Below are 23,325 nucleotides of genomic sequence, written 5' to 3' on the forward strand. Positions count from 1 at the left end.
GACGGTGGGCCGGTAGCTCGTTGCCGCCAGCAAGCTGTGGTGGTTTTCTTCCGCTGAGTTCTGGTCATAATTACCGTCATGGCAGACAGAACGGTGCGCAACGGGCCTGAGCGAAACCGGATCAAAACGCTCACTCAGGCAGCTCTGAACGCCGACAAGACGGTCGAGCAGGTCGAGGACGTCCTCGACGGCCTCGGCAAGACGATGAACGAGCTGAGCAGCTCCCTGACCCGGTTGAACGGCACGGTCGAGCGCTTGGAGGGCGGCCTGGACCACCTGGAAGGAACCCTGGAAAGCCTCGACGAGCTCGCCAAACGACTCATCGCGGTGGTCGAGCCGGTGGAGTCGATCGTCAAGCGCATCGACTACATCGTGAGCGTGGGCGAAACGATCATGTCGCCGGTATCGATGACCGAACACGCGGTCCGCGGTGTGGTGGACCGGCTGCGGATCCGGACGCCGCGGTAGATCGTGACCGGCGCCGAGCCGGTGCCCGCACCGCCCTACGCCGAGAGCACGGGTCTGCCCTGGGACGTACCCGTCACCGATGCCGTCGCGGTAATCGCCGCCGCCCGCGCCCGACACGGCGATACCTTCGCCGTGAAAAGCGGTCGCGATCGCTATCTGCTCACCTTCTCGCCCACCGGCGTCGAGTCGTTCTACGCGCTGACCGAGGAGACCGCCAGCAAGGGCGTCGCCGACTACCTGATGCTGCGGCGCAAGCTGCCCGACGAGATCTTCGCCGGGCGACGCACCTTGCCGAACATGCTGTTTCGCCGCGACGACGTGGCCGGTTATCTGGTCAACCTGGACCGGGCGCTTGGGCAGACGACGGTCGAGCTGGCAGCGGCGGGATCGGTCGATGTGTTCGACCTGATGCGACGGCTCGGACATCGGATGGGGCTGGCCTCGTGGGCCGGACCCGGGTCGGCCGACGGCGAAACCTTCGAACGTCTGGTGCGCGCGTTCGACACCCTGGATGGCTCCGACGCGTTTGTTCACCCCGATCGGATGGCCGCGGTGGCGGCAACGGACAAGCGGGCCGAGCGCGCCGCGCTCGACGAGATCGCCGAGGCCATCGCGGCCGCGGTGCACAGCTTCGACGACGGCGACACACAAGATCATGCGCTCTTCGGCCGGATCGTGGACGCCTGGTCGACGGAGCCGCAGCCTTCCCGGTTGCATGGCATCGCGTTCGACGTCGCGCTGATCCACATCGCATCCATGTCGAACCTGGCTGCGGCGTTGGGCTGGGCGTTGGTCGATCTGCTCGAGCACCCGGCGCAGCTGCAGCGAGTTCAGTTGGGCGACAATGCCTTTGCCCAGAGCTGTGCGCTGGAATCGACGCGCATCGCGCAACGCTCGATCATGTCCCGCAGTGTGCTGTCGCCGGTCTCGCTGGACACCGGCGCGATCACCTACCAGGTGCCGCCGGGCTGGACCATCGCCACCTTGCTGCCACTGCTCAACACCTCGGCGGCACCGGGCCTACAGCTTTGGGATCCCGATCGATGGACTCGCCACCAGCTGACCGAAAAGGACGCTCTCCCTTCGCCCATGCTCGTCACGGCGTTCGGGCACGGCAAGCATTCTTGTCCGGCCCAGCCGTTCTCGCTGTCGGCGATGACGGCGGCCATGACGCACCTTTTGCGTGAGTACGAGATGACGCCGAAGTGGACGTCGCATCCGCAACCAGTCCCGGCTCAGATCGGCGGTGTCGCACGGGCGGCCGGGCCGTGTCCCGTTGACTATGTCAGCCGCTGTTCCTGAGCGCGCTTGCCAACCCGTTCATCGTCAGCAGAATCCCCCGCTGCACCAATTCGTCGTCGTCACCCGAGCGGTAGCGCCGCAGCAGCTCCACCTGCAGGTGATTCAGCGGCTCCAGGTAGGGGAAGCGGTTGAACACCGAACGGGCCAGCGCCGCGTTGTCGGCCAGCAGGTCATCCTGACCGGTGATCAGCTTGTGCATCGCGATCGTGCGCTGATGCTCATCGGCGATCTTGTCGAAAACCCTGCGCCGCAACGATTCATCGGCCACCAGTTCCGCGTAGCAAGCCGCCAGCCCCAGGTCGCTCTTGGCCAGCACCTGCGCCATGTTGGACAACACGCTGCGGAAGAACGGCCACCGCTCATACAGGTCGTGCAGGATTGCGACTCGCTCATCCTCGTCGCCGGCGGCGATCCACTGCTCGAACGCCGATCCGGTGCCGTACCAACCGGGCAGCATGACCCGCGACTGGCTCCAGGCCAGCACCCACGGGATGGCCCGCAGGTCGGCGATCGACTCGGTGGGCTTGCGTGAGGTGGGACGGCTGCCGATATTCAACGACCCGATCTCGCTGACCGGCGTCGAGGCCTTGAAGTACTCGACGAAACCCGGTGTGTCATGGACTAATTCGGAGTAGGCGTCACGTGCCAGCGTGGCGATCTCGTCGAGGACAGCGTAGGCAGGCTCCGCCTCGTCGCCGAGGCCCTCCATATCCAGCAGCGTCGACTCCAGAGTGGCCGCCACCAGGCTTTCCAGATTCCGTTGCGCCAACAGCGGTTCGGCGTATTTGGCCGCGATCACCTCGCCCTGCTCGGTCAGGCGCAGCGAACCGTTCACCGCCCCGGGCGGCTGCGCGAGGATCGCCTGATAGCTGGGCCCACCACCACGGCCGACGGTACCGCCGCGGCCGTGGAAGAGCCGCAATCGAATTCCGGTCTTGCGGGCCACCTCGGCCAGCTCCAGCTCGGCCCGGTAGACCGCCCAGTTCGCGGTCAGATAACCGCCGTCCTTGTTGGAATCGGAGTAGCCGAGCATCACCTCCTGGCTGTCGCCACGGGCAGTCACCACCGCCCGGTAGATCGGGAGCTCCAGCATCGCGTGCAGTATCTGCGCCCCGTTGTGCAGATCGTCGATCGTCTCGAACAGCGGGGAAATGCCGACAGGACAATAGGGTTCGGGCCCGGAGACATCCAGCAGGCCCGTTTCCTTGAGCAGCAGCGCGGCCTCCAGGACGTCCGAGACGGACTGACACATCGAGATGACGTAGTTGGGCACCGCCGCCGGACCGTATCGGTTGACGGCGTGCGCGGCGGCCTCGACCACACTCAACTCCTTATGGGCCAGCTCGGATAGCCGCGCGCGGTCGCTGAGCAACGGGCGCCGGGTGGTCAGCTCCTCCGCCAAGAGCTCGACTCGCTCGTCTTCGGGCAGCGAGCCGTAGTCGGCGTGCACCCCGGCCCAGGCCAGCAGCTCGGCGACCACTTCCTCGTGCACGTCGGAGTTCTGCCGCATGTCCAGGCCGCTCAGGTGAAACCCGAAGACGTGCACACCTTCTCGCAACAACCCGAGCCGATCCTCGGCCAGCAGCGCGCTGCCGTGGCTGCGCAGCGAATCGTCGACGATGTCGAGATCGGCCCGCAGCTCGTCCGGCGTGGCATACGGCTCCAACCCCAGGTCGAGCAGATGCAGAGGTTCGTCGTCCAGGATCTGGGCGGCCGTCGCACTGAGCCGGCCGCGAATCACCCGCACGGCCCGCCGATACGGCTCGTCGGCCCTGGCCTGCTCGGGACAGCTCTGCTCCAGCGTCGTCAATTCCGGTGTGACGCTGATCAATCGCGCCGACATCGAGAGCTCCTGCTCGAGGTCGGTGAGCTCGGACAGATAGTGGGCCAGCGCGGTGAACGCGGCGCTGGCGGTGGCCCGCCGCACGACCGCGGCGGTCACGTTCGGGTTCCCGTCGCGGTCGCCCCCGATCCACGAGCCCGGCTGCAGAATGGGCGCGGACAGCAGCTCGGCGTCGGGCCAGCGAGCGCGCAGCGCGTCCCGAACCCCGGAGTTGACCTGCGGGATCACCTCGAACAGCGCGGCCTGGTAATACCGCAGTCCGACGTCGATTTCGTCGGTGATCTGCAGCCGGTGCAGCCGGATCAGTGCGGTCTGCCACAGCGTGAGCACCTGACGGCGCAACTCGCGCTCGACGCTGCGGCCGTCGCTGGTCTCCCGGAGGCCCTCGGCGTGCAGTCGCATCAGCTCGGTGATCCGGTGCTGGACGACAAAGACGGTGCGCCGGCGAGTCTCGGTGGGGTGCGCGGTGATTACCGGTGAAACCAGCGCACCCTTGAGGGCCTCGGCCACCGTTGCCGAATCCAGTTCTGCGGAATCCAGTTTCGCGTACGTGGCGGCCAGGCTGCTGTCCTGCGGTGGTTCGCCGGCGTCGACGTGAACATGACGCCGGCGCTCGCGGTGGATGTCCTCGGCGACGTTGGCCAGCAGCGCGAAGTGGCTGAACGCCCGGATGATCGGAATCGCCAAATGAATGTCGATGCCGTCGAACATGTGCGAGATCTCGGCGCGATCGATCTCGGAGCGACGCACCCGGAAGGATTCCACGCGGGCGCGTTCGACCAGCTCGAATACCTCGTCACCGTTCTGCTCGCGCACGGTGTCGCCGAGGATGGTGCCGAGCATCCTGATGTCGGCGCGCATCGGCTCGGTCGCCTCGCGACCGACCCGGGTCCGCTGCACGGCACCGATCGGCGCCAGCGCGGCTTCGGAAACGGGCTCGAAGACCTCAACCATGCGTTCCAGTATCGGCGCGGACGGCGTTACCCGCCCGCCGAGAGGTCAGTGGGTGAGCGCTAGTTGAGCAACGTCACTTGTATTTGATCTGCAGGGCCATGCCGATGATGCACACCAGCCAGATGCCGACCACGAATACCGTCAGCCGATCCAGGTTCTTCTCCACCACCGTGGACCCGGACAGGCTGGACTGCACACCACCGCCGAACAGCGTGGACAGGCCGCCGCCCTTGGCGCGGTGCAGCAGCACCAGAAGCACCACCAGGATGCTGGTGACCACCAGGGTGATCTGTAGGCCCAAAACCATGACCGACAGCTTACCGGCTACCGCTGGACCGGCCGTAACCGCTGCTTCCCAAGGGTCCCGATGCCCACGCGGTCGCGGTCTGATCGAGGTTTTCCAGCCGGCGTCGCACCTGGACGATCAGCGCCGCCGGATCCTCGCCGGCGTCCACCGCCGAGCTGACCGCGGTGATCGCGTCCACGGTGTCTTCCAGGTCGATCGCGGCGGGAATGACCCGCAGGGCCAACGAGCTCACCGGCGGCGGTTCCAGGGCGGCGGCTTCCGCGGTGCCGCGTACTTGATGCGCCAGCCGGTAGGCATCGGCCCGGATCGATTGCCAGTGCCGCCGCTGCGTCGCGGGTTTGACCGCCTCGGTCAAGTAGCTGTGCGAGGCCGTCAGTCCGCGGACCAGCTGGGCGTATGCGGGGAACCGCCTCGCTTCGGGCCACAACAGGTAGCCGAATACCACCGCCACCGCGGCTCCGACGAAGGTGTCCCACAGCCGCACCGCGGGCGCGACCGGGTCCGGCTGGCCGATCGACTGGGACAGCAGCGCCGAGGTGGTGATTCCGATCACAGCAAGGCCGTACAGCTTCGGCACCGAGAGCACAACGAAACCCAGCGCCAGCGCGGTGGCCACCACAAGCGGCAGGCCGGGCGAGAGCACCGCCAGCACGGTCGTTGCCACCAGCGCGCCGATCAGCGTGCCGAATATCCGGTTCACCGTGCGTACGAAGACCGAGGCGTATTCGGGCCGCACGATGACGGCCGTGGTCAGTGGCAGCCAGAACGAATGGGTTGGCTGCCGCATCGCGACCGTGAGCGCGGTGGCCACCGCCATGCATAGGCCGAGCCGCACCCCGTTGGCCAGGCCGGCACGTGAGGTAGCCGTACGCAGCAGGCCCGACAACCCCGGAGCCTCGGGCTTCACCGTGCCCGGCCGCTGCGGCTGCCGACTCAGCGCATCGGCCAGCTCGACCAAACCCGGATCGCCATCGGCATCCGCTTCCGAAAATGGGACCGAAACGGGTATACCGTCCCAAATCTGTTGTCCTGCTTGGCGAATCGCCGCGATCGCGGCCGGGGGCACGGGTCTGCCCTGAGCGTAAAGCGTCGCCGCCGCAAAGGCCACCAGATCGGCCCTGCGGCGGTTTCGCGCAGCGCGGGCAACGGCCGACGCGGCGGCCAGCCGGCCACGCGCGGCACCGGCCTGCTCGGTGCCGATCGCAGCGCACAAGTCCGCGGCGGCGAAGTACACCGCCGCCTGCGCCCGGCGCTCGGGTTTGTCGCGATGAAAAGCCCACGGCGCCAATACCGAAACCGCGGCGACCGATGTCCCGGCCAGGTACCACACCGCCTGCTGCCACCAGGGCAGCGACGATCCACCGAACTGGCCGAAGGCCACCCCGATCGAAAGCATCAGCCCGAATGCCGGTGCGCTGGGCCCGGTTCCGCCGACCATGCCCGAGATCGCCCCGGCGACCGCCGCGGTGAGAACTTGCCCGACGCCGAAGCCCGGCCACAGTTGCGCACCCACGCTGATGCCCACCGCCCCACCGATGGCCTGGGCGACCCAGGCCCACCACCGGGCGCGGTAGAAGCCGCGGACCAGGAAGATGACCGCGCAGGCGGCTCCGAGGTAAGCCAGACCGACCAGCTGCAATTGGCCGAACAGGACGCCGGTCCCCGCGATCAGTGCCGCTGTACCCGTCGCCCAGAGGGCGGGCCCCACGGCCCAGGGTGCCTTGGACGGGCGTAGCGATCCGGCGATGCTGCGGCCGAGTGCCGCCGCCAGCGAACCCATCGTGGCAGCGGCGTTGTTACGGCAGCGGCCCACCGGCGGCGATGGCCGCCAGGGTCGCGAATTGCTCGCCCTCCAGCGACGCGCCCCCGACCAGCCCGCCGTCGACGTCTTCCTGCGCGACGATCTCGCCGACATTCTTCGCGTTCACCGAGCCGCCGTAGAGCACCCGCACGGTCTCCGCGATCTTCGATGACGCCAGTTCGGCCAGCTGCCGGCGGATCGCCCCGCAGACCTCCTGGGCATCCCCGGAGCTGGCCACCCGGCCGGTGCCGATCGCCCAGACCGGCTCGTAGGCGATGACAACCTGGCCGATCTGCTCGGCGGAGAGCCCGGCCAGTGATTCACGGACCTGCTTCTCGCAGTGGCTGACGTGCTCGCCCGCCTCCCGAACGTCGAGATGTTCGCCGACGCAGACGATCGGGGTCAGGCCGTTCTTGAGCGCGGCGGTGGCCTTCGCGGCCACCAGCGCGTCGTCCTCGTTGTGGTAGGTGCGCCGCTCCGAGTGGCCCACCACGACGAAGGTGCAGCCCAGCTTGGCCAGGAATGTTCCGCTGATGTCGCCGGTGTAGGCGCCGGAGTCGTGCTGGGACAGGTCCTGGGCGCCGTAGGTCAACCGCAGCTTGTCGCCGTCGACCAGGGTCTGCACGCTGCGCAGGTTGGTGAACGGCGGCAGCACCGTGACGTCGACCTTGTCGAAGTACTTGTCCGGCAGCGCGAATGCGATCTTCTGCACCAGCGCGATGGCCTCGAAGTGATTGAGGTTCATCTTCCAGTTGCCGGCGATCAGCGGCTTACGGCTCACGACTCTCCTTCGCTCGGCTGCGGGCGGCCCAACACCTCGATGCCGGGCAGCTCCTTGCCTTCCAGGTATTCCAGCGATGCGCCACCACCGGTGGAGATGTGCGAGAAGGCGTCCTCGGGGATCCCGAGCGCACGCACGGCGGCCGCGGAGTCACCACCGCCCACCACACTGAATGCACCCTTGGCCGTCGCCGCGGCGATGGCCTCGGCGACACCCTTGGTGCCCGCGGCGTATGCCGGGAATTCGAAGACGCCCATCGGCCCATTCCAGAAGACGGTCTTGGCGTTGGACAGCAGCGTGGTGAACCGCTTGACCGAACCCGGGCCGATATCCAGACCTATCAGATCGTCCGGAATCGCATTGGCGGCCACGAACTGTGGGGGCGAATCTGCGCTGAAGTGCTCGGTCACCACGATGTCGCCGGGCAGGCGCAACACGTCGGCGTAGGTGTCCAGCAGGTTGCGGCAGGTCTCGACCATGTCTTCTTCCAGCAGCGAATCGCCCACCGAATATCCCTGTGCGGCAAGGAATGTGAAGCACATCCCACCACCGATCACGATGCTGTCCGCCTTGGTTGCCAGCGACTCGATGACGCCGAGTTTGTCGGACACCTTGGATCCGCCGAGCACGACGGCGTAGGGCCGCTCGGTGGAGCTGCACAGCCGTTCCAGCACCTCGATCTCGGCGGCCACCAGTGTGCCCGCGTAGTGCGGCAACAAGGTGGCGACGTCGTACACCGAGGCCTGCTTGCGGTGCACCACTCCAAACCCGTCGGAGACGAAAGCCCCTCCCGGCGAGACCAATTCGACCAGCTGCTTGGCCAACGCCAGCCGCTCACCGTCGACCTTGCTGGTCTCGCGCGGGTCGAAGCGGATGTTCTCCAGCAGCAGGATGTCCCCGTCGGTCAGACCCTCAGCACGCGCCAGCGCGTCGGTACCGACGACATCGCCCGCCAGCTGCACGTGCCGGCCCAACTGCTCGCCCAGCGCGGCCGCGACCGGCGCCAGCGACAACATCGGATCCGGTCCTTGCGTGGGACGCCCCAGGTGCGCGGTCACCACGACCTTGGCGCCGGCATCCACCAGCGCCTGCAACGTCGGCACCGACGCGGTGATTCGGCCGGGGTCGGTAATGACGCCGTCGCCGTCGAGCGGCACATTCAGATCGGACCGGACCAGCACGCTGCGACCCGAAACACCTTCGGACAGAAGGTCTTCGAGGTTTGGGACGCTCACGGTTACAGCGACTTGCCGACCAGCGAGACCAGGTCAACGAGCCGGTTGGAGTAACCCCACTCGTTGTCGTACCAAGAGACCACCTTGGCCTGATTGTCGATCACCTTGGTCAAACCGGAGTCGAAGATCGAGCTGTGCGGGTCGGTGACGATGTCACTGGACACGATCGGCGCGTCGTAGTACTTCAGGATGCCCTTCATCGGCCCCTCGGCCGCCGCCTTCATCGCGGCGTTGATCTCGTCGGCGGTGCCCGCCTTCTTCAGCTCCGCAGTCAGGTCGGTGACCGAACCGGTGGGAATCGGCACCCGCAGCGCATAGCCGTCGAGCTTGCCCTTCAACTCGGGCAGCACCAGGCCGATGGCCTTGGCCGCACCGGTGGAGGTCGGCACGATGTTCAGGCCGGCGGCGCGGGCGCGGCGCAGGTCCTTGTGCGGCCCGTCTTGCAGGTTCTGGTCCTGGGTATAGGCGTGGATGGTGGTCATCAGGCCCTTGACGATGCCGAACTCGTCGTTGAGCACCTTGGCCAGCGGACCGAGGCAGTTCGTGGTGCACGACGCATTAGAGATGATGTTCTGGCTGCCGTCGTACTTGTCGTCGTTGACGCCCAGCACGATGGTGATGTCCTCGTCGCTGGCTGGCGCGGAGATGATCACCTTCTTGGCGCCGGCGTCCAGGTGGCCCTGCGCCTTGGCACGGGCGGTGAAGAGACCGGTGGATTCGACGACGACGTCGACGCCCAGGTCACCCCACGGCAGTGCGGCCGGGCCCTCGCGGACCGCCAGCGCCTTGATCTTGGCCGGGCCCACCACGATGGTGTCCTCGCCTTCGAGGCTGACGTCGTGCGGCAGCCGGCCCAGGATGGAGTCGAATTTCAGCAGGTGCGCCAGGGTGCTGTTGTCGGTGATGTCGTTGACCGCCACCACTTCGATGTCGGCGCCGCCCTTCTCCTGCTGGGCCAACAACGCACGGTAGAAATTGCGTCCGATTCGACCGAAGCCGTTGATGCCTACTCGGACTGTCACTTGTGTCTCCCTCGTCTGCGAGTCTGGTGTTGAAACCCTGGCCGTCAGCCTAGATCAGTAGTGGCAACGGTTGCTGAGTCGGTAACAGTCCCGAAACCGCGAGAACCAAACGCCGAGCTAAACGGCCACCCGTCGAGTCGGGCGGCGCGAATGCCGTAGGTCGTTGCGGCCCTAGCGGACCACGAGCCGCGGCCCCCGGGCAGCGTCAGCTGTGGGCTGCGCCACAAATCGGCGCTGCAAGTTTTCGACCAGGCCGTCGAGTGCCTTCCGCTCCTGCTCCTCGACGCGCGCGGTGCGCCGGAAGACGCACGCACTTTCGGCGTCACCTCTGGCTTCGGCGACGGCAATCGCCTTGTAGTAGCCGTCGATCCGTTGGTCGATCAGGCGGCGGTTCTGAGTGAGCAGACGCAGAAAGTAGTCGGCCTGGCGTTGATCCGCTGTGTCGGCCGCAACCGTGGCGCGATCGACAGCACCGGCGGGACGGCCTGCGGTCACCGCCGATCCCGATTGGTGAACATGCCCCGTGCCGGGACGGACTGCGGTGCCGCGAGCCTGACGCCCGCGCCGGTCACGGGCACCACTCGACCTGTGCGCTGCGACCGAGCGTGCATCACGCTCGTCAGACGAACCAGCGAAGTCCATCTCTTCTTCTCTCAACTGGCAGTTCAGTGTTTAGCGCGGTAACCATAACCCCGCGAATCCGGCCAGCGCCATATGCTTCGGCGACGAAGACTAGGTCGCTTTTGCTAGCACGGCATAAATGCCAGGTCAGCCGCTCAGAGGCCGTGACTACTTCGGCGGCTCAGAGGTGGTGGCTACTAAGGACATTCGTGGGCCATGTGCAGCAGCGCCGGAGCCATCCACCGACAGGCCTCCAGCGCGATCTGCACCCGGAACATCGCGTCGGGGTCGCCGAGACTTTGACCGCACAGCTGCATGGCCCGAGTCACGGCTTCCTGAATTATGTTGGGGGGCAACTGCATTGCGTCAGCGGTCGCGACGTGGCTGCGATTGCGGGACAAGAACTCCCGCAACGTCTCGCGCAACCACCGGGTGCGTTCGTCGTCGTGGCCGAGGTCGCCGAGCACGTCGGCGACAAAGGAGCGCAGCTCGTCCAAGTCGCCTGCCATCAACGCAATTGGGGCGACCTCGGTGTAGAAAACCACCCGGGCATCGCAGCGGGCGCCGCCGGCAAAAGCAACCGCCTTTACCCGTTCCGCCTGTTTCAACGATGCCCGGAATCCGCTTTGGCCGTCTTCCACCCGGCCAACCGCCAGACCGGCGCGAACACCCGCAGACTCGAAAGCGGTGCGCACCCGCGACTGGTCGATGTCCCGTTTGCCAGATCCGTCGAGCGCAAACCACAACCGGGCCTCGCGGTCATGCGTCGGCACCATCAAGGTGCCGTTCACCGCGCCCACCGCCGCACCCAGCGCGCGTCGCACCCGATCGAACGCCGCCGCCACGTCGTGGACCGGTACCGCCTCGTCCACCCACAACGCCGCGGCGATGTGCACGCCGCCCAACGGGTAGGTCAACACGCTGTCGGCCACCTGGGCGGCGACCGGGATGTTGTCCGCCATCTCGCCGACCGCGAGCGGCTGCCGGCCGCCGGGAGCGCTTCCACATTCGTCGCGCTCCAACTCGTAGGAGACCGTCAGTTGATCGGCGACCGCGTCGACGAAGCTCGCCGACCGCGACACCAGGTCGACGACCGTCGGCACCTGCCGGGCCGGCTCCACCAGCGCCACGAACCGGATCGCCGCCTCCAGGAAGCGCGAGTGCACGATGCGGTGTGCCCGCACCAACACCGACAGTGGAACGTCGCGCTGCGCGGCCGCGCGCACGTAGGCGACCGACGCCGCCGGCGCCTCTAACCACTCGGCCGTCGCACCCTGGGCCAAGAATTGGATACCGGCGACCACGCTGTCGGTGAGGCTGGCCCGCCACAAGTCGACCATCACGGCGTCGTAATTGAGGTCCCGATTCTCGGCCTTGATCTCCTCGAAGACTTCGGCGATGAAGTCATCGCGAATGCGGTCCATCTCCCGGGCGATCACCGACATGGGATCCGCAATGACGTCGACCACGCCGGCCACCTTCCATCCCGTCGTCCCCCACCCATCACTGTGCGCGACCGGGAGTCCGAAGGTAAGAGAGTTTGCCTGTTAGCCATCCAATGCAAAGCCCTAGCTACCATCTAGGGACTCAACGCGGGAATTCTCCAGCGACGCCAAAGGGGGCAACGGTGAGCGAAGTGCGCGATACCGGCAGTGACGATCCCGAGCTCGGCAAATTCGACCCCGGCCTGACCCAGCGCCTGATGGGGGTGCTGCGCCCGGTATTGAAGAGGTATTTCCGCTCCGAAGTGCACGGACTGGAGTCCTTCCCGCCCGGCGGCGCGCTGGTGGTCGGTAACCACTCCGGCGGCATGTTGCCGATGGACGTCCCGATCTTCACCGTCGACTTCTACGAGAAGTTCGGCTACGACCGCCCGGTGTACACCCTGAGTCACGACATCTTGTTCATGGGCGTCACCGGCGGGCTGTTCCGGCGGCTCGGCTACATCCGGGCCAACCGCGAGAACGCGGCCAGCGCCCTGCGCTCCGGTGGCGTGGTGGTGGTGTTTCCCGGCGGTGACTACGACGCGTACCGGCCGACGGCTTCGGAGAACGTCATCGACTTCAACGGCCGCAAGGGATATGTCCGCACCGCGATCGAAGCCGGCGTGCCGATCGTTCCCGCGGTGTCCATCGGCGGCCAGCAGACGCAGCTCTATCTGACCCGCGGCACCTGGCTGGCCGAGCGGCTGGGCATCAAGCGCTTGCTGCGCAGCTCGATCCTGCCGGTGTCGTTCGGCTTCCCGTTCGGGTTGAGCGCTGTCGTCCCACCCAATGTGCCGCTACCTACCAAGATCGTCACGCAGGTGCTAGAGCCCATCGACATCGTCGCGCAGTTCGGCGAGGACCCCGACATCGACGAGGTCGACGAGCACGTGCGCTCGGTGATGCAGGAGGCCCTCAAGGACCTCGCCGCCAAGCGTCGCTTCCCGATACTGGGCTGAGAGATGCCCTCTCCCCTGGAGCAGGCCCGCGGCGTCTTGGGCGTCGTGGCCACGCTGCAACGCGCCGGAATGATCGCGCCGATGCGGCCCGATCGCTACCTGAAGATGGCCGCGGCGATGCGCCGCGAGGGCATGGGCATGACGGTCGGTTTCGCCGGCGCCGCGCAGCGCTGCCCGGACCGCCCCGCCCTGATCGACGAACTCGGCACGCTGACCTGGCGGCAGCTCGACGAGCGGATCAATGCGTTGGCGGCCGCGCTGCAGGCCCTGCCGACGGGCCAGCCACAGGTCATCGGGATCATGTGCCGCAATCACCGCGGCTTCGTCGAGGCACTGGTGGCCGCCAATCGGATCGGCTCCGATGTCGTGCTGCTGAACACGTCGTTCGCCGGGCCGGCAATGGCCGAAGTGGTGAACCGTGAAGACGTCGACGCCGCCATCTACGACGAGGAGTTCACCGCGACGGTCGACCGTGCGCTGGCCGATAGGCCGGACGCCACCCGCATCGTGGCCTGGGCCGACGCACCGCACGAGTTGACCGTCGAGAAACTCATCGACGACCACCTCGGCGCGCAGCCGCAGCGCACCGGGCGCAAGGGCAGGATGATCCTGCTGACCTCCGGGACCACCGGAAGTCCCAAGGGCGCCAAGCAGTCTGGAGGCGGCGCCGGCATCGGCACGCTCAAGGCGATCCTGGACCGCACGCCGTGGCGCACGGAGGAGACGATCGTGATCGTGGCGCCGATGTTCCATGCGTGGGGGTTCTCACAATTGATCTTCGCGGCGTCGATGGCGTGCACGATCGTCACCCGGCGCAAATTCGACCCGGAGGCCACGCTCGAGCTCGTCGACCGCCATCGGGCGACCGGCCTGGCGGTGGTACCGGTGATGTTCGACCGCATCATGGAACTGCCCGACGACGTCCGGAACCGCTACAGCGGCAAGACATTACGGTTTGCCGCCGCATCGGGTTCGCGGATGCGCCCCGACGTGGTCACCGCGTTCATGGACCAGTTCGGCGACGTGATCTACAACAACTACAACGCGACCGAGGCGGGCATGATCGCGACGGCCACACCGGCGGACCTACGCGCCGCACCCGACACCGCGGGCAAGCCGGCGGGCGGAACCGAGATCCGGATCCTGGACCCGGAATTCAACGAGATGCCCACCGGCGAGGTCGGCACGATCTACGTCCGCAACGACACCCAATTCGATGGTTACACCTCCGGCAACACGAAGGATTTCCACGCCGGGTTCATGTCGTCGGGCGACGTCGGTTATCTCGACGAGGCCGGACGGCTGTTCGTCGTCGGCCGCGACGACGAGATGATCGTGTCCGGCGGCGAGAACGTCTACCCGATCGAGGTGGAGAAGACGCTTGCCGCGCACCCGGAGGTGGCCGAGGCCGCGGTCATCGGTGTGGACGACGAACAGTACGGCCAGCGCCTGGCGGCGTTCGTGGTGCTGGGCCCCGGCTCGGCCGCTACCCCCGAGACGCTCAAACAGCACGTTCGCGACAACCTCGCCAATTACAAAGTGCCACGCGAGATTTCGGTTCTCGACGAGCTGCCCCGCGGCAGCACCGGCAAGATCCTGCGCGCGGAGCTGCAATCCAAGGTCGGTGGCTGATGCGCCGCCTCAAGCCCAGGCCGCTGGCGCGCGCGGCGCTGGAATTGGCCAACGCCGCCAACGGATTACGGCCGCTGGCCCGCAAGGGCTACACCACCGTGCTGGTGTTCTGGTTCGGCTGGCCGACCTCGGAAGTGCCCGGCCTGTACGCGGGTGCCTCGTTGCTGGACGTGCTGCGGCGCGGCCGCCGCGGTGACTTCGCCGGGCGCCGGGGCAAGGCGGCGCTGGCCCTGACGGCGGCGTCCTGGGCGATCCTGGCGGTGATCCGCTATCGCAACGTCACCACCCCGGGCCCGGTGCTAGAGGCGGGGCTGCGCGAACAGCTGGGCCCCGATTACGCCGAGGCCGTGGCGTCACTGCCGCAGACCCAGCCGGAGCGCCGAGGGCGGCTCAGCCTGCCGCGGGGCATCGCGGTGGCGCGCCGGCGCTATGTCGAGAAGACCAACGTCGTGTCCTACGGGCCGCATCGCGCCAACCGGGCCGATATCTGGCGGCGCCGCGACCTGCCGCGCGACGGCAAGGCGCCGGTGTTGGTACAAATCCCCGGCGGTGCCTGGGTGATCGGGATGCGACGCCCCCAGGCCTATCCCCTGATGAGCCATCTGGCCGCGCGCGGCTGGATATGCGTGTCGGTCGGCTATCGGGTTTCTCCGAAGCACACCTGGCCCGATCACATCGTCGACGTCAAACGGGCGCTGGCGTGGGTGCAGGAGAACATCGCGGCCTACGGCGGCGACCCGGATTTCGTTGCCATCACCGGCGGCTCCGCGGGCGGGCACCTTTGCGCGCTGGCCGCGCTGACACCCAACGACCCCGAATTCCAGCCGGGTTTCGAGGACGCCGACACGTCGGTGGTCGCCGCGGTTCCCGTGTACGGGCGCTACGACTGGTTTTCCACGACCGGCGAGGGCCGCCGCGAGTTCGTCGAGCTGCTCGAAAAGTTCGTGGTGAAGCGCAAACTCGACACACACCGCGACGTGTTCGTCGATGCGTCACCGATTCGGCAGCTGCGCGCCGACGCGCCACCGTTCTTCATCCTGCACGGCCATGACGACTCGCTGATCCCCGTCGGCGAGGCGCAGGAGTTCGTCGAGGAACTGCGGGCGGTGTCGAAGTCGCCCGTCGCCTATGCCGAATTGCCTTATGCGCAACATGCTTTCGACATCTTCGGCTCCCCGCGGGCGCACAAATCGGCCGAGGCGGTCGCGCGCTTTTTGTCCTGGGTGTACGCGACGACCTACCTGAACCGCGACTAGCCCAGCTCACTCGCTTTCTCGAGCTCGGTCAGCGCCGGCTCGATGGCATCGGCCATTTGGTCGATGTCATTGGCGATCTCGGGGGTGGTGACAAATCCGAAGTCCAGGGAGTCCTGGTAGGAGAAGCAGGTGATGTTCAGGGCGACGTCCATCACGGGCGGTCCCAGCGGCGCCAGCATGTCCAGTTTTGCTCCGGCCATGTACAGCGGCATCGGCGGACCGGGAACGTTCGACACGACCAGGTTGATCGGGGCGAGGTTTCGCGATAGCCCGCTGGCGGTGTAGGCACGTGCGGCCAGCTGCAGCAGCCCGGGCGGCGTGGTTTCGGTGAGCCCCATGATCTGATGCGCGGACAGCGCCGCGGCCATTACCTTGGCGCTTTGCGTGCTTTCGTGGATGACCCGCAGCCGCTCGACGGGGTCGTCGATGTCGGTGGCAAGCGATGCCGTCATCGAGCTGATCTGGTTGCCGACGTCGTCCTTGCTCTCGTCGGTTCGGGTGGAGACCGGGATCTGGGCGATCAGCGGTTTGGCCGGCAGCTCACCGCGTTTCTGCAAATATTCGCGGGCGGCGCCGGCTACCAGCGCCAGCACGACGTCGTTGAGCTTGACACCGTAGGCGTCCTTGACGGCCTTGACCCGGGCCAGTTCGACGCGGGCGCCGGTGATCCGCCGGTGCGGCGAAACCGGTGCGTTGAACCGAGTCTTGGGCGCCTCGAAGAAGCGCGGCGGGCGACTGGTGAGACCCAGCGCGGCGATCTGCTGGCGGACCGTCTGCTCCACCAGCCGCGCGATCCGGAACGGTGTCTTGATGCCGACGTTGATCAGCGCACCCACCGCGCGCCGCTCGATCCCCGGAATCTTGATGCCCACCAGCGATCCCACCGTCTCCTGTTGCGGCGGACGGGGTTCCGGCGTGACGTCCAGCAGGATTTCACCCAGGCCGGCGCCGGAGACGCCGTCGACGATCGCGTGATGCATCTTGGTCAGCGTGGCGATCCGGCCGCCCTCGACGCCCTCGATCACCCAGAGCTCCCACAGCGGCCGGGAACGGTCCAGCTTGTAGGACATCAGCCGGCCGACCAGCTCCTCGAGCTCTTTGCGCCGGCCGGGGGCGGGGACCCCGATGCGGCGGACGTGGTAGTCGACGTCGAGGTCCTCGTCTTCGACGAACCACGGCCGGTCCAGGCCGAGCGGCGCCCCGGTGACCCGCCAGCGCAACTGGGGCAGCTCGGGCAGTCGCTCGATCAGCAACTCGCGCAGTCGCTGAAAGCTGTAATCCGGTGCATCGCTGGGATCGCAGATCGCCAGTGCGCCGACATGCATATGCCAACCCGCGGTTTCCGCAGACCAAAACGCCGCATCAACGCTCGAAAGCCGCTTCATGCGATGACCGTAGTCCTTGCCAGCAAACGAAGTCGAACAATCGCCAACAAACCCACCACGCCCCCCATATCGCCCGCCGCTTCGCGGCTGGGCGGTTACCCCCGAGCGCAGCTAGTTAAGCATCCTCGAGCAGATCTGGCGTCACCGCCGACTCGGTGTCGGGGATGCCTTCGACCTTCGCCTTGCGGTCGGCCATCGATAGCAAACGCCGAATACGGCCCGCCACAGCATCTTTCGTCATGGGAGGGTCGGCGAGTCGGCCCAGTTCCTCCAGCGAGGCCTGCCGGTGTTCAACGCGCAGCTTGCCGGCCGAGGCCAGATGGTCGGGGACGGTATCGCCGAGGATCTCCAGCGCCCGCTCCACCCGGGCGGCCGCGGCGACGGCGGCCCGTGCCGAGCGGCGCAGGTTGGCGTCGTCGAAATTGGCCAGCCGGTTGGCCGTCGCCCGCACCTCGCGACGCATCCGGCGTTCCTCCCAGATGAGCCGAGTGTCCTGGGCGCCCATCCGGGTCAGCAGTGCGCCGATCGCCTCGCCGTCGCGCACCACCACGCGATCGGCACCGCGCACCTCGCGGGCCTTGGCGCTGACCCCGAGCCGGCGGGCCGCGCCGACCAACGCCAGCGCCGCCTCCGGGCCGGGGCAGCTGACCTCCAGCGCCGAGGAACGTCCGGGCTCGGTCAGCGACCCGTGCGCCAAAAAGGCACCCCGCCACGCGGCTTCGGCGTCCCCGATGCTGCCGCCGACCACCTGGGCGGGCAGACCGCGTACCGGGCGCCCCCGCATGTCGAGCAGCCCGGTCTGGCGGGCCAGCGCCTCACCGTCGTTGGCGACCCGCAGCACGTATCGGGTGCTCTTGCGAATCCCGCTGGCCGACAACACATGCACGACCGCGTTGTAGCCGTAGAGGTCGAAGATGTCCTTGCGCAGCCGGCGGGCGATGTTGCCCAGATCCACCTCGGCCTCGACGACCACGCGGCCACCCACGATGTGCAGCCCACCGGCGAAGCGCAGCAGGGAGGTGACCTCGGCTCGACGCGCGCTGACCGATTTCACTACCAAGCGGCTCAGCTCGTCCTTGACTTCGGTCGTCATCGCCACGCGTCGTCACCCCTTGGTCCGCTGCCAGCCGGTCCGTTCACGCCCGTCGTTGAACTTTCACCGTCAACCCGAATCTCTGCGGTGGCCTTCGCCGAAGGCGCTGCCGGACCCGTGCGGCCCGTTCGGACCCCGTCCAGGGCCGCCGCAAGCTTGCCCGGATCATGTAAAGGTGTACCAGGTCGGGACACGTCGGCGAAGTGGACCTCGGCCTTTAGCAGGGTCGCGGTGCGGCGCAGTTGTTCGCGCTCGCGCTCGCTCGGCACTCGATCGGCGTCGATGATGATGTCGTTGACGGTGAACCCGGGTGCATGCTGGGCCAATACGTGCAGATGGCGCTCCACCGAGAACCCGGCCGTCTCCCCCGGCTCGGCCACCAGGTTGAGCACCAGGGCGCGGCGGGCCGACGTGGCACGCAGCGCGGCGACCAGCTCCGGGACCAGCACGTGCGGGATCACGCTGGTGAACCAGGATCCGGGCCCCAGCACCACCAGGTCGGCGGCCATGATCGCGTCGACGGCCTGCCGGGTCGCCGGCGGATCCGGCGGCAGCAGCCGCACCCGGCGCACCTTGCCCGGGGTGGTCGCGATCGCGACCTGACCGCGAATCTGCCGGAACATCCGCGGGTCGGCCTCCAGGCCGGACACATCGGCCTCGATCTGCAGCGCGATCGGGCACATCGGCAACACCCGCCCCTTGACGCCGAGGATGCGCCCCAGCTCGTCGAGGGCGGCGACCGGATCGGCCAGCACCTCCGACAGCCCGGCCAGCATCAGATTGCCGATCGGATGTCCGGCCAGCGCGCCGGTGCCGCCGAATCGATGCTGCATGATGGTCGCCCACAGTCGCCCGTATGGACTGTCAGATGCCAACGCCGCCAACGCCATTCGCAGATCACCCGGTGGTACCACGTCCAATTCGCTGCGCAGCCGGCCCGACGAGCCGCCGTCGTCCGCGACGGTCACCACGGCAGTGACGTACGGCGTCAGGCGGCGCGCCGCGGACAGCGTCGCATACAAGCCGTGCCCACCGCCCAGCGCGACGATGCCCTCGCTCTGTGGTGGATTCATTCGCGGCCCAGATCCCGGTGCAGCACCCGCACCGTGAGTTGCTCATCGGCCCGCAACAACTGCATCAATGCCTCCGCGATCGCGACACTGCGGTGTTTGCCGCCGGTGCAGCCGATCGCGACCGTCATGTAGCGCTTGCCCTCCCGGCGGTAGCCGTCGACAACCAGAGATAGCAGCCGATGGTAAGCGTCGAGAAACTCCGCCGCCCCCGGTTGGCCCAATACATAGTCGCGCACGGCGGGGTGCTGGCCGGTGTGCGGCCGCAATTCGTCGACCCAGTGCGGGTTCGGCAGGAATCGCACATCCATCACCATGTCGGCGTCCATCGGCAGCCCGTACTTGAAGCCGAACGACTCGACGGTGACGCTCGTCGACGTGGCCGCGTCACCACCGAAAGCGCGCTCGATGCTTTCCCGCAGGCCCCGCACCGACAGCGTGGAGGTGTCGATGATCAGGTCCGCGGTCGCGCGAACCGGTGCCAGCATCCTGCGTTCGGCCGCGATGCCCTCGGCCAGCGTCTGCTGGCCCTGCAGCGGGTGGCTGCGCCGATTCTGTTCGTAGCGGCGCACCAGCATGTCGTCGGACGCTTCCATGAACACCACGCGCGGGTTGATGTTGCGGGTGGCCAGTTCGTTGCGGACCTCGTCGAGGTCGCCGGTGAATCCGCGCGACCGCACGTCCATCACGACGGCGAGCTGGGTGATCCGCGATCCGGCCGCCAGCCCGAAATCCACCATCCGGGTGATCAGCTGGGGAGGCAGGTTGTCGGCGACATACCAGCCGAGGTCCTCGAGCACCTTGGCGGCGGTACCCCGCCCGGCGCCCGACAATCCGGTGACCAAGACGACGTCGATCCCGGCGGCATCCCCCGGGTGGCCGTCGCCGCGCTCCGCGTGCGCAGACCGCTGCTCGCTGTCGTGACTCGTCATGCCGAGGCTCCCGGTTGTTCGGGTTGCTCGGGTTGCTCGGGTCGCAGCGCCTCGAGGACGGCCGTGGCCGTTGCCACGCCGATACCCGGAATGGCGGTGATCTGGTCGACGGTGGCCTCCTTGAGGCGAGCTATCGATCCGAAGTGAGTGACCAGCGCTTTGCGGCGATGTTCTCCCAATCCTGGCACCGAATCCAGCGCTGAGGCGGTCATTCGCTTGGATCGCTTGCTGCGATGGTAAGTGATCGCGAACCGGTGCGCCTCGTCACGCACCCGCTGCAGCAAATAAAGTCCCTCGCTGTTGCGCGGCATGATGAGGGGATCCGGCTCGGACGGCACCCACACCTCTTCCAGCCGCTTGGCCAGCCCGATCACCGCGACATCGGTGATGCCGAGCTCGTCGAGAACGGCGCTGGCCGCATTGACTTGCGGCGCGCCGCCGTCGACGACGTACAAATTGGGCGGATAGGCGAACCTGCGTGACTTGCCTTCCGCGGAAAGCATATTCGGGTCGCTCTGGTCACTGAGGTGGCGCAGGAAGCGGCGCCGGGTCACCTCGGCGATGGAAGCAACGTCGTCGGAGCGCCCAAGACCCGCGGCCTCCCGGATTCCGAAGTGCCGGTAGTCCGACTTGCGCGGCAGGCCGTCCTCGAATACCACCAGCGAGCCCACCACATCGGTGCCCTGGACGTGGCTGACGTCGACACACTCGATGCGCAACGGCGCGTCGGCCAACCCCAGCGCGTCCTGAATATTCTGCAGCGCCGCGGATCTGGCGTTGAAGTCACCGGCTCGCTTCAGCTTGTGTTGCTGCAGTGCCTCTTTCGCGTTGCGCTGCACGGTTTCGGCCAGCGCCCGCTTGTCGCCGCGGCGCGGCACCCGCAGCACGACCCGGGATCCGCGCAGCCCGGACAGCCAGCTCGCCAACTCGTCGGCATTCGACGGCAGGCACGGCACCAGCACCTCGCGCGGAACCGGGTTGGCGGATTCGTCGGCGGCGCCACCCAGCTCCGCCTGGTCGCCGTAGAACTGCGTCAGGAACTGCTCGACCAACTGCTCTTCGCCGGAATCGCCTGGGTCAGCAGCTTTTTCAACGATCCACCCGCGCTGACCGCGGACCCGGCCACCACGGACGTGAAACACCTGCACCGCCGCCTCGAGTTCGTCGTCGGCGAAGGCCACCACGTCGGCGTCGGTGCCGTCGCCGAGCACCACGGCCTGCTTCTCCATCGCCCGCTTGAGCGCGCCGAGGTCGTCGCGAAGCCGTGCGGCCCGTTCGAAATCGAGCTGATCCGACGCCGCGTGCATTTGCTGTTCCAGCTCGCGAGCGAACCGGTCGGTCCGGCCGGACAGGAAGTCGCAAAAGTCGTCGACGATTTGACGATGTTGCTCGGCGCTGACCCTGCCGACACAGGGCGCCGAGCATTTGTCGATGTAACCGAGCAGACACGGACGGTCGATCTGCTTGTGCCGCTTGAAAACTCCGCCGGAACAGGTTCGCGCGGGAAACACCCGGGTGAGCAGATCCAGCGTCTCCCGGATCGCCCACGCGTGCGAGTACGGGCCGAAATAGCGCACCCCCTTGCGCCGCGGGCCGCGATAGACCATCAGCCGGGGAAACTCCTCGTTGAGGGTGACGGCCAGCACCGGGTAGGACTTGTCGTCGCGGTAACGCACATTGAAACGTGGATCGAATTCCTTGATCCAGTTGTATTCCAGCTGCAACGCCTCGACTTCGGTGTTGACCACTGTCCACTCGACCTTGGCCGCGGTGGTCACCATCTGCCGGGTGCGCGGGTGCAGATTCGCGATATCGGCGAAATAAGACGTCAGCCGGCTGCGCAGGCTCTTGGCCTTGCCGACGTAGATCACCCGCCCGTGCGTGTCCCGGAATCGGTAGACGCCCGGCTCGACCGGAATGGATCCGGGAGCGGGACGATACGTGGCGGGATCTGGCACGTATCCAGGCTAGTAGCCGCTAAACGGGCGGCGGCAGATCGGGATCGCGTGGCGGAAATCAGCCGCTTTTCGCCCGGCGCGAACACGTCGGACGGTTTGGGCGGACTCGGTTCGGGCTAAGCACCGGGTTAACTGTGCCGCTACAGTGGGGGCAAAGCTGGAGGGAGCTTACAAATGAGGAAACGACCGTTGGCCGGGCTGGCCGTTGGGGTTAGCTGTCTGGCATTGTCGTTGAGCGCGGGGGCGGGTGTCGCATCAGCTGTCCCCGATATCGGACCGATGGTCAACACCACCTGCACCTACGACCAGGCGATGCGGGCGGTGCACGCGGAAAACCCGATGGCCGCTCAGTACCTGGACCAATCGCCGCCCAACCTGCAATTTCTGCAAACGTTCATGGCTTCGTCGCCGGACCAGCGGGTCAACCTGCTGAAGCAGATTCAGAACAACCCGGGAGCCGACCAGGCGTTCCCGATCTTCAAACAGATGATGACCGACTGCAAGAACTACTGAGCAAACTTCAGGCAGGCCGGCTGTCGAGCTGCGCTCGTCGTTTCGCAGCCCAGTCGGCCATGGGGAATCCGGGTTTGAAGTCGCAGGCCGACAGCATCAGCGCGGTGCGCGGAACCACGACCAGCCCGTAATCGCAGGTCCAATCCGCGCGGGTCATGGTCCACACCAGGACTCCGCTCGACGGTGTGCCGAAGGAACTGAGCCGCATCGGCCGGAAGTCCCCGAGGGACGAATGGCCGATGGCGTCGCCGTGGCACTTCGACACGGCGCCGAACCCCTTCCAGACCACCTCATGGGCGTTCAACTTCTTGTCGTAGACGTCGGCCGATTCGGCGTAGAGCGCCGGACCGCCGAATTTGTATTCCGATTCGGCATGGTCCGACGAGCGGGCCGGTGGCAGCGGCGAACCCTTGAACAGCAGCGCCGCGGCGCATTCGGTTGGCTGCACGCTGGTGAAGTAGGTGGCGCCCACCGGGACCGCCCGCGCCACACCGAACGGAGTCGTGTCGCCGTCCTGCAGCAGCAAGTCGCGCGCCGGAATCCCTGCGGGCGACGGGGCGGCGGACGTCGTACCCCCGGGCGGGGACTGCTCGGGAGCCCGAATCGCACGGCCGCTGACCGATGTGGTGCACGCGCACGTCGTCAACGCGATCAGCAACGTCGCGACCGCCCCCCGCAATTGACGTGCCATCGGGCGATCCTACGACAA

Annotated in this window: 20 protein-coding genes; 6 read left to right on the forward strand and 14 right to left on the reverse strand. The window is 67.3% G+C overall.

Annotated elements, in window-relative coordinates; genetic code table 11:
- The first annotated feature begins 69 nt into the window (after window positions 1–69).
- Together LMQ14_RS16265 and LMQ14_RS16270 are read left to right on the forward strand one after the other, a co-directional pair.
- Entirely contained in the window at window positions 70–468 is a 399-nt protein-coding gene (locus LMQ14_RS16265; protein WP_267735548.1) for an ATPase, read from the forward strand.
- A 3-nt stretch (window positions 469–471) separates the two neighbouring features.
- Window positions 472–1,770, forward strand: coding sequence for a cytochrome P450 (locus LMQ14_RS16270; protein ID WP_267730591.1), 1,299 nt, complete (start codon window positions 472–474; stop codon window positions 1,768–1,770).
- Here LMQ14_RS16270 and ppc read toward each other — a convergent pair.
- From ppc to LMQ14_RS16310, 8 genes are all read right to left on the reverse strand, one after another.
- Entirely contained in the window at window positions 1,754–4,567 is a 2,814-nt protein-coding gene (gene ppc / locus LMQ14_RS16275; RefSeq protein WP_267730592.1) for a phosphoenolpyruvate carboxylase, read from the reverse strand. The genes LMQ14_RS16270 and ppc overlap by 17 nt on opposite strands.
- 73 nt (window positions 4,568–4,640) lie before the next feature.
- Window positions 4,641–4,874 carry a preprotein translocase subunit SecG gene (gene secG / locus LMQ14_RS16280; RefSeq protein ID WP_085221793.1) on the reverse strand — a complete coding sequence of 78 codons (234 nt, stop codon included), beginning with the start codon at window positions 4,872–4,874 and terminating at the stop codon, window positions 4,641–4,643.
- A gap of 10 nt (window positions 4,875–4,884) precedes the next feature.
- On the reverse strand, window positions 4,885–6,687 hold the full coding sequence (locus tag LMQ14_RS16285) for an FUSC family protein (protein WP_267730593.1): 1,803 nt from the start codon (window positions 6,685–6,687) through the stop codon (window positions 4,885–4,887).
- Window positions 6,671–7,456, reverse strand: a complete 786-nt coding sequence (gene tpiA, locus LMQ14_RS16290; protein WP_267730594.1) for a triose-phosphate isomerase — start codon at window positions 7,454–7,456, stop codon at window positions 6,671–6,673. The genes LMQ14_RS16285 and tpiA overlap by 17 nt, the downstream gene beginning before the upstream one ends.
- Window positions 7,453–8,691 (reverse strand): phosphoglycerate kinase, encoded by a 1,239-nt coding sequence (locus LMQ14_RS16295; protein WP_267730595.1) that lies wholly within the window; start codon window positions 8,689–8,691, stop codon window positions 7,453–7,455. The genes tpiA and LMQ14_RS16295 overlap by 4 nt, the downstream gene beginning before the upstream one ends.
- Before the next feature lie 2 nt (window positions 8,692–8,693).
- Window positions 8,694–9,713, reverse strand: a complete 1,020-nt coding sequence (gap, locus tag LMQ14_RS16300) for a type I glyceraldehyde-3-phosphate dehydrogenase (RefSeq protein ID WP_267730596.1) — start codon at window positions 9,711–9,713, stop codon at window positions 8,694–8,696.
- 171 nt (window positions 9,714–9,884) lie between these two features.
- On the reverse strand, window positions 9,885–10,355 hold the full coding sequence (locus LMQ14_RS16305) for a hypothetical protein (RefSeq protein ID WP_267730597.1): 471 nt from the start codon (window positions 10,353–10,355) through the stop codon (window positions 9,885–9,887).
- Between the two features lie 176 nt (window positions 10,356–10,531).
- Window positions 10,532–11,779 carry a helix-turn-helix domain-containing protein gene (locus LMQ14_RS16310; protein ID WP_324291138.1) on the reverse strand — a complete coding sequence of 416 codons (1,248 nt, stop codon included), beginning with the start codon at window positions 11,777–11,779 and terminating at the stop codon, window positions 10,532–10,534.
- A gap of 257 nt (window positions 11,780–12,036) precedes the next feature.
- Between LMQ14_RS16310 and LMQ14_RS16315 the strand changes: the two genes are divergently transcribed.
- From LMQ14_RS16315 to LMQ14_RS16325, 3 genes are read left to right on the forward strand one after another with little or no spacing between them, the layout of a single operon-like run.
- Window positions 12,037–12,777, forward strand: coding sequence for a lysophospholipid acyltransferase family protein (locus tag LMQ14_RS16315; RefSeq protein ID WP_267735549.1), 741 nt, complete (start codon window positions 12,037–12,039; stop codon window positions 12,775–12,777).
- A gap of 3 nt (window positions 12,778–12,780) precedes the next feature.
- Window positions 12,781–14,409 (forward strand): acyl-CoA ligase FadD12, encoded by a 1,629-nt coding sequence (fadD12, locus tag LMQ14_RS16320; protein WP_267730599.1) that lies wholly within the window; start codon window positions 12,781–12,783, stop codon window positions 14,407–14,409.
- Window positions 14,409–15,665 carry an alpha/beta hydrolase gene (locus tag LMQ14_RS16325; protein WP_267730600.1) on the forward strand — a complete coding sequence of 419 codons (1,257 nt, stop codon included), beginning with the start codon at window positions 14,409–14,411 and terminating at the stop codon, window positions 15,663–15,665. Before fadD12 ends, LMQ14_RS16325 begins: the two co-directional genes overlap by 1 nt.
- Here the strand turns inward: LMQ14_RS16325 and LMQ14_RS16330 are convergent.
- The 5 genes from LMQ14_RS16330 to uvrC all read right to left on the reverse strand — a co-directional run bounded on the left by LMQ14_RS16330 (window position 15,662) and on the right by uvrC (window position 22,103).
- Window positions 15,662–17,050, reverse strand: coding sequence for a WS/DGAT/MGAT family O-acyltransferase (locus LMQ14_RS16330; protein ID WP_267730601.1), 1,389 nt, complete (start codon window positions 17,048–17,050; stop codon window positions 15,662–15,664). The two genes, LMQ14_RS16325 and LMQ14_RS16330, sit on opposite strands and share 4 nt — an antisense overlap.
- 115 nt (window positions 17,051–17,165) lie before the next feature.
- The gene (gene whiA, locus LMQ14_RS16335) at window positions 17,166–18,143 is read right to left on the reverse strand and encodes a DNA-binding protein WhiA (RefSeq protein WP_267735550.1); all 978 of its coding nucleotides are present in this window, start codon (window positions 18,141–18,143) and stop codon (window positions 17,166–17,168) included.
- Complete coding sequence (locus LMQ14_RS16340; protein WP_267730602.1) at window positions 18,140–19,216, reverse strand: YvcK family protein; 1,077 nt, start codon at window positions 19,214–19,216, stop codon at window positions 18,140–18,142. The genes whiA and LMQ14_RS16340 overlap by 4 nt, the downstream gene beginning before the upstream one ends.
- Window positions 19,213–20,145 (reverse strand): RNase adapter RapZ, encoded by a 933-nt coding sequence (gene rapZ / locus LMQ14_RS16345; protein WP_267730603.1) that lies wholly within the window; start codon window positions 20,143–20,145, stop codon window positions 19,213–19,215. Before rapZ ends, LMQ14_RS16340 begins: the two co-directional genes overlap by 4 nt.
- Window positions 20,142–22,103: an excinuclease ABC subunit UvrC gene (uvrC, locus tag LMQ14_RS16350; RefSeq protein ID WP_267730604.1), complete on the reverse strand. Its 1,962-nt coding sequence runs from the start codon at window positions 22,101–22,103 to the stop codon at window positions 20,142–20,144. The genes rapZ and uvrC overlap by 4 nt, the downstream gene beginning before the upstream one ends.
- 174 nt (window positions 22,104–22,277) lie before the next feature.
- Between uvrC and LMQ14_RS16355 the strand changes: the two genes are divergently transcribed.
- Window positions 22,278–22,616, forward strand: a complete 339-nt coding sequence (locus tag LMQ14_RS16355) for a hemophore-related protein (protein WP_267730605.1) — start codon at window positions 22,278–22,280, stop codon at window positions 22,614–22,616.
- Between the two features lie 7 nt (window positions 22,617–22,623).
- Here the strand turns inward: LMQ14_RS16355 and LMQ14_RS16360 are convergent, their stop codons facing one another.
- The gene (locus LMQ14_RS16360) at window positions 22,624–23,307 is read right to left on the reverse strand and encodes a hypothetical protein (protein WP_267730606.1); all 684 of its coding nucleotides are present in this window, start codon (window positions 23,305–23,307) and stop codon (window positions 22,624–22,626) included.
- Window positions 23,308–23,325 lie beyond the last annotated feature (18 nt).

It is taken from the genome of Mycobacterium sp. Aquia_213 (genome assembly GCF_026625985.1).
In the GTDB taxonomy this organism is placed as follows: Bacteria; Actinomycetota; Actinomycetes; order Mycobacteriales; family Mycobacteriaceae; genus Mycobacterium.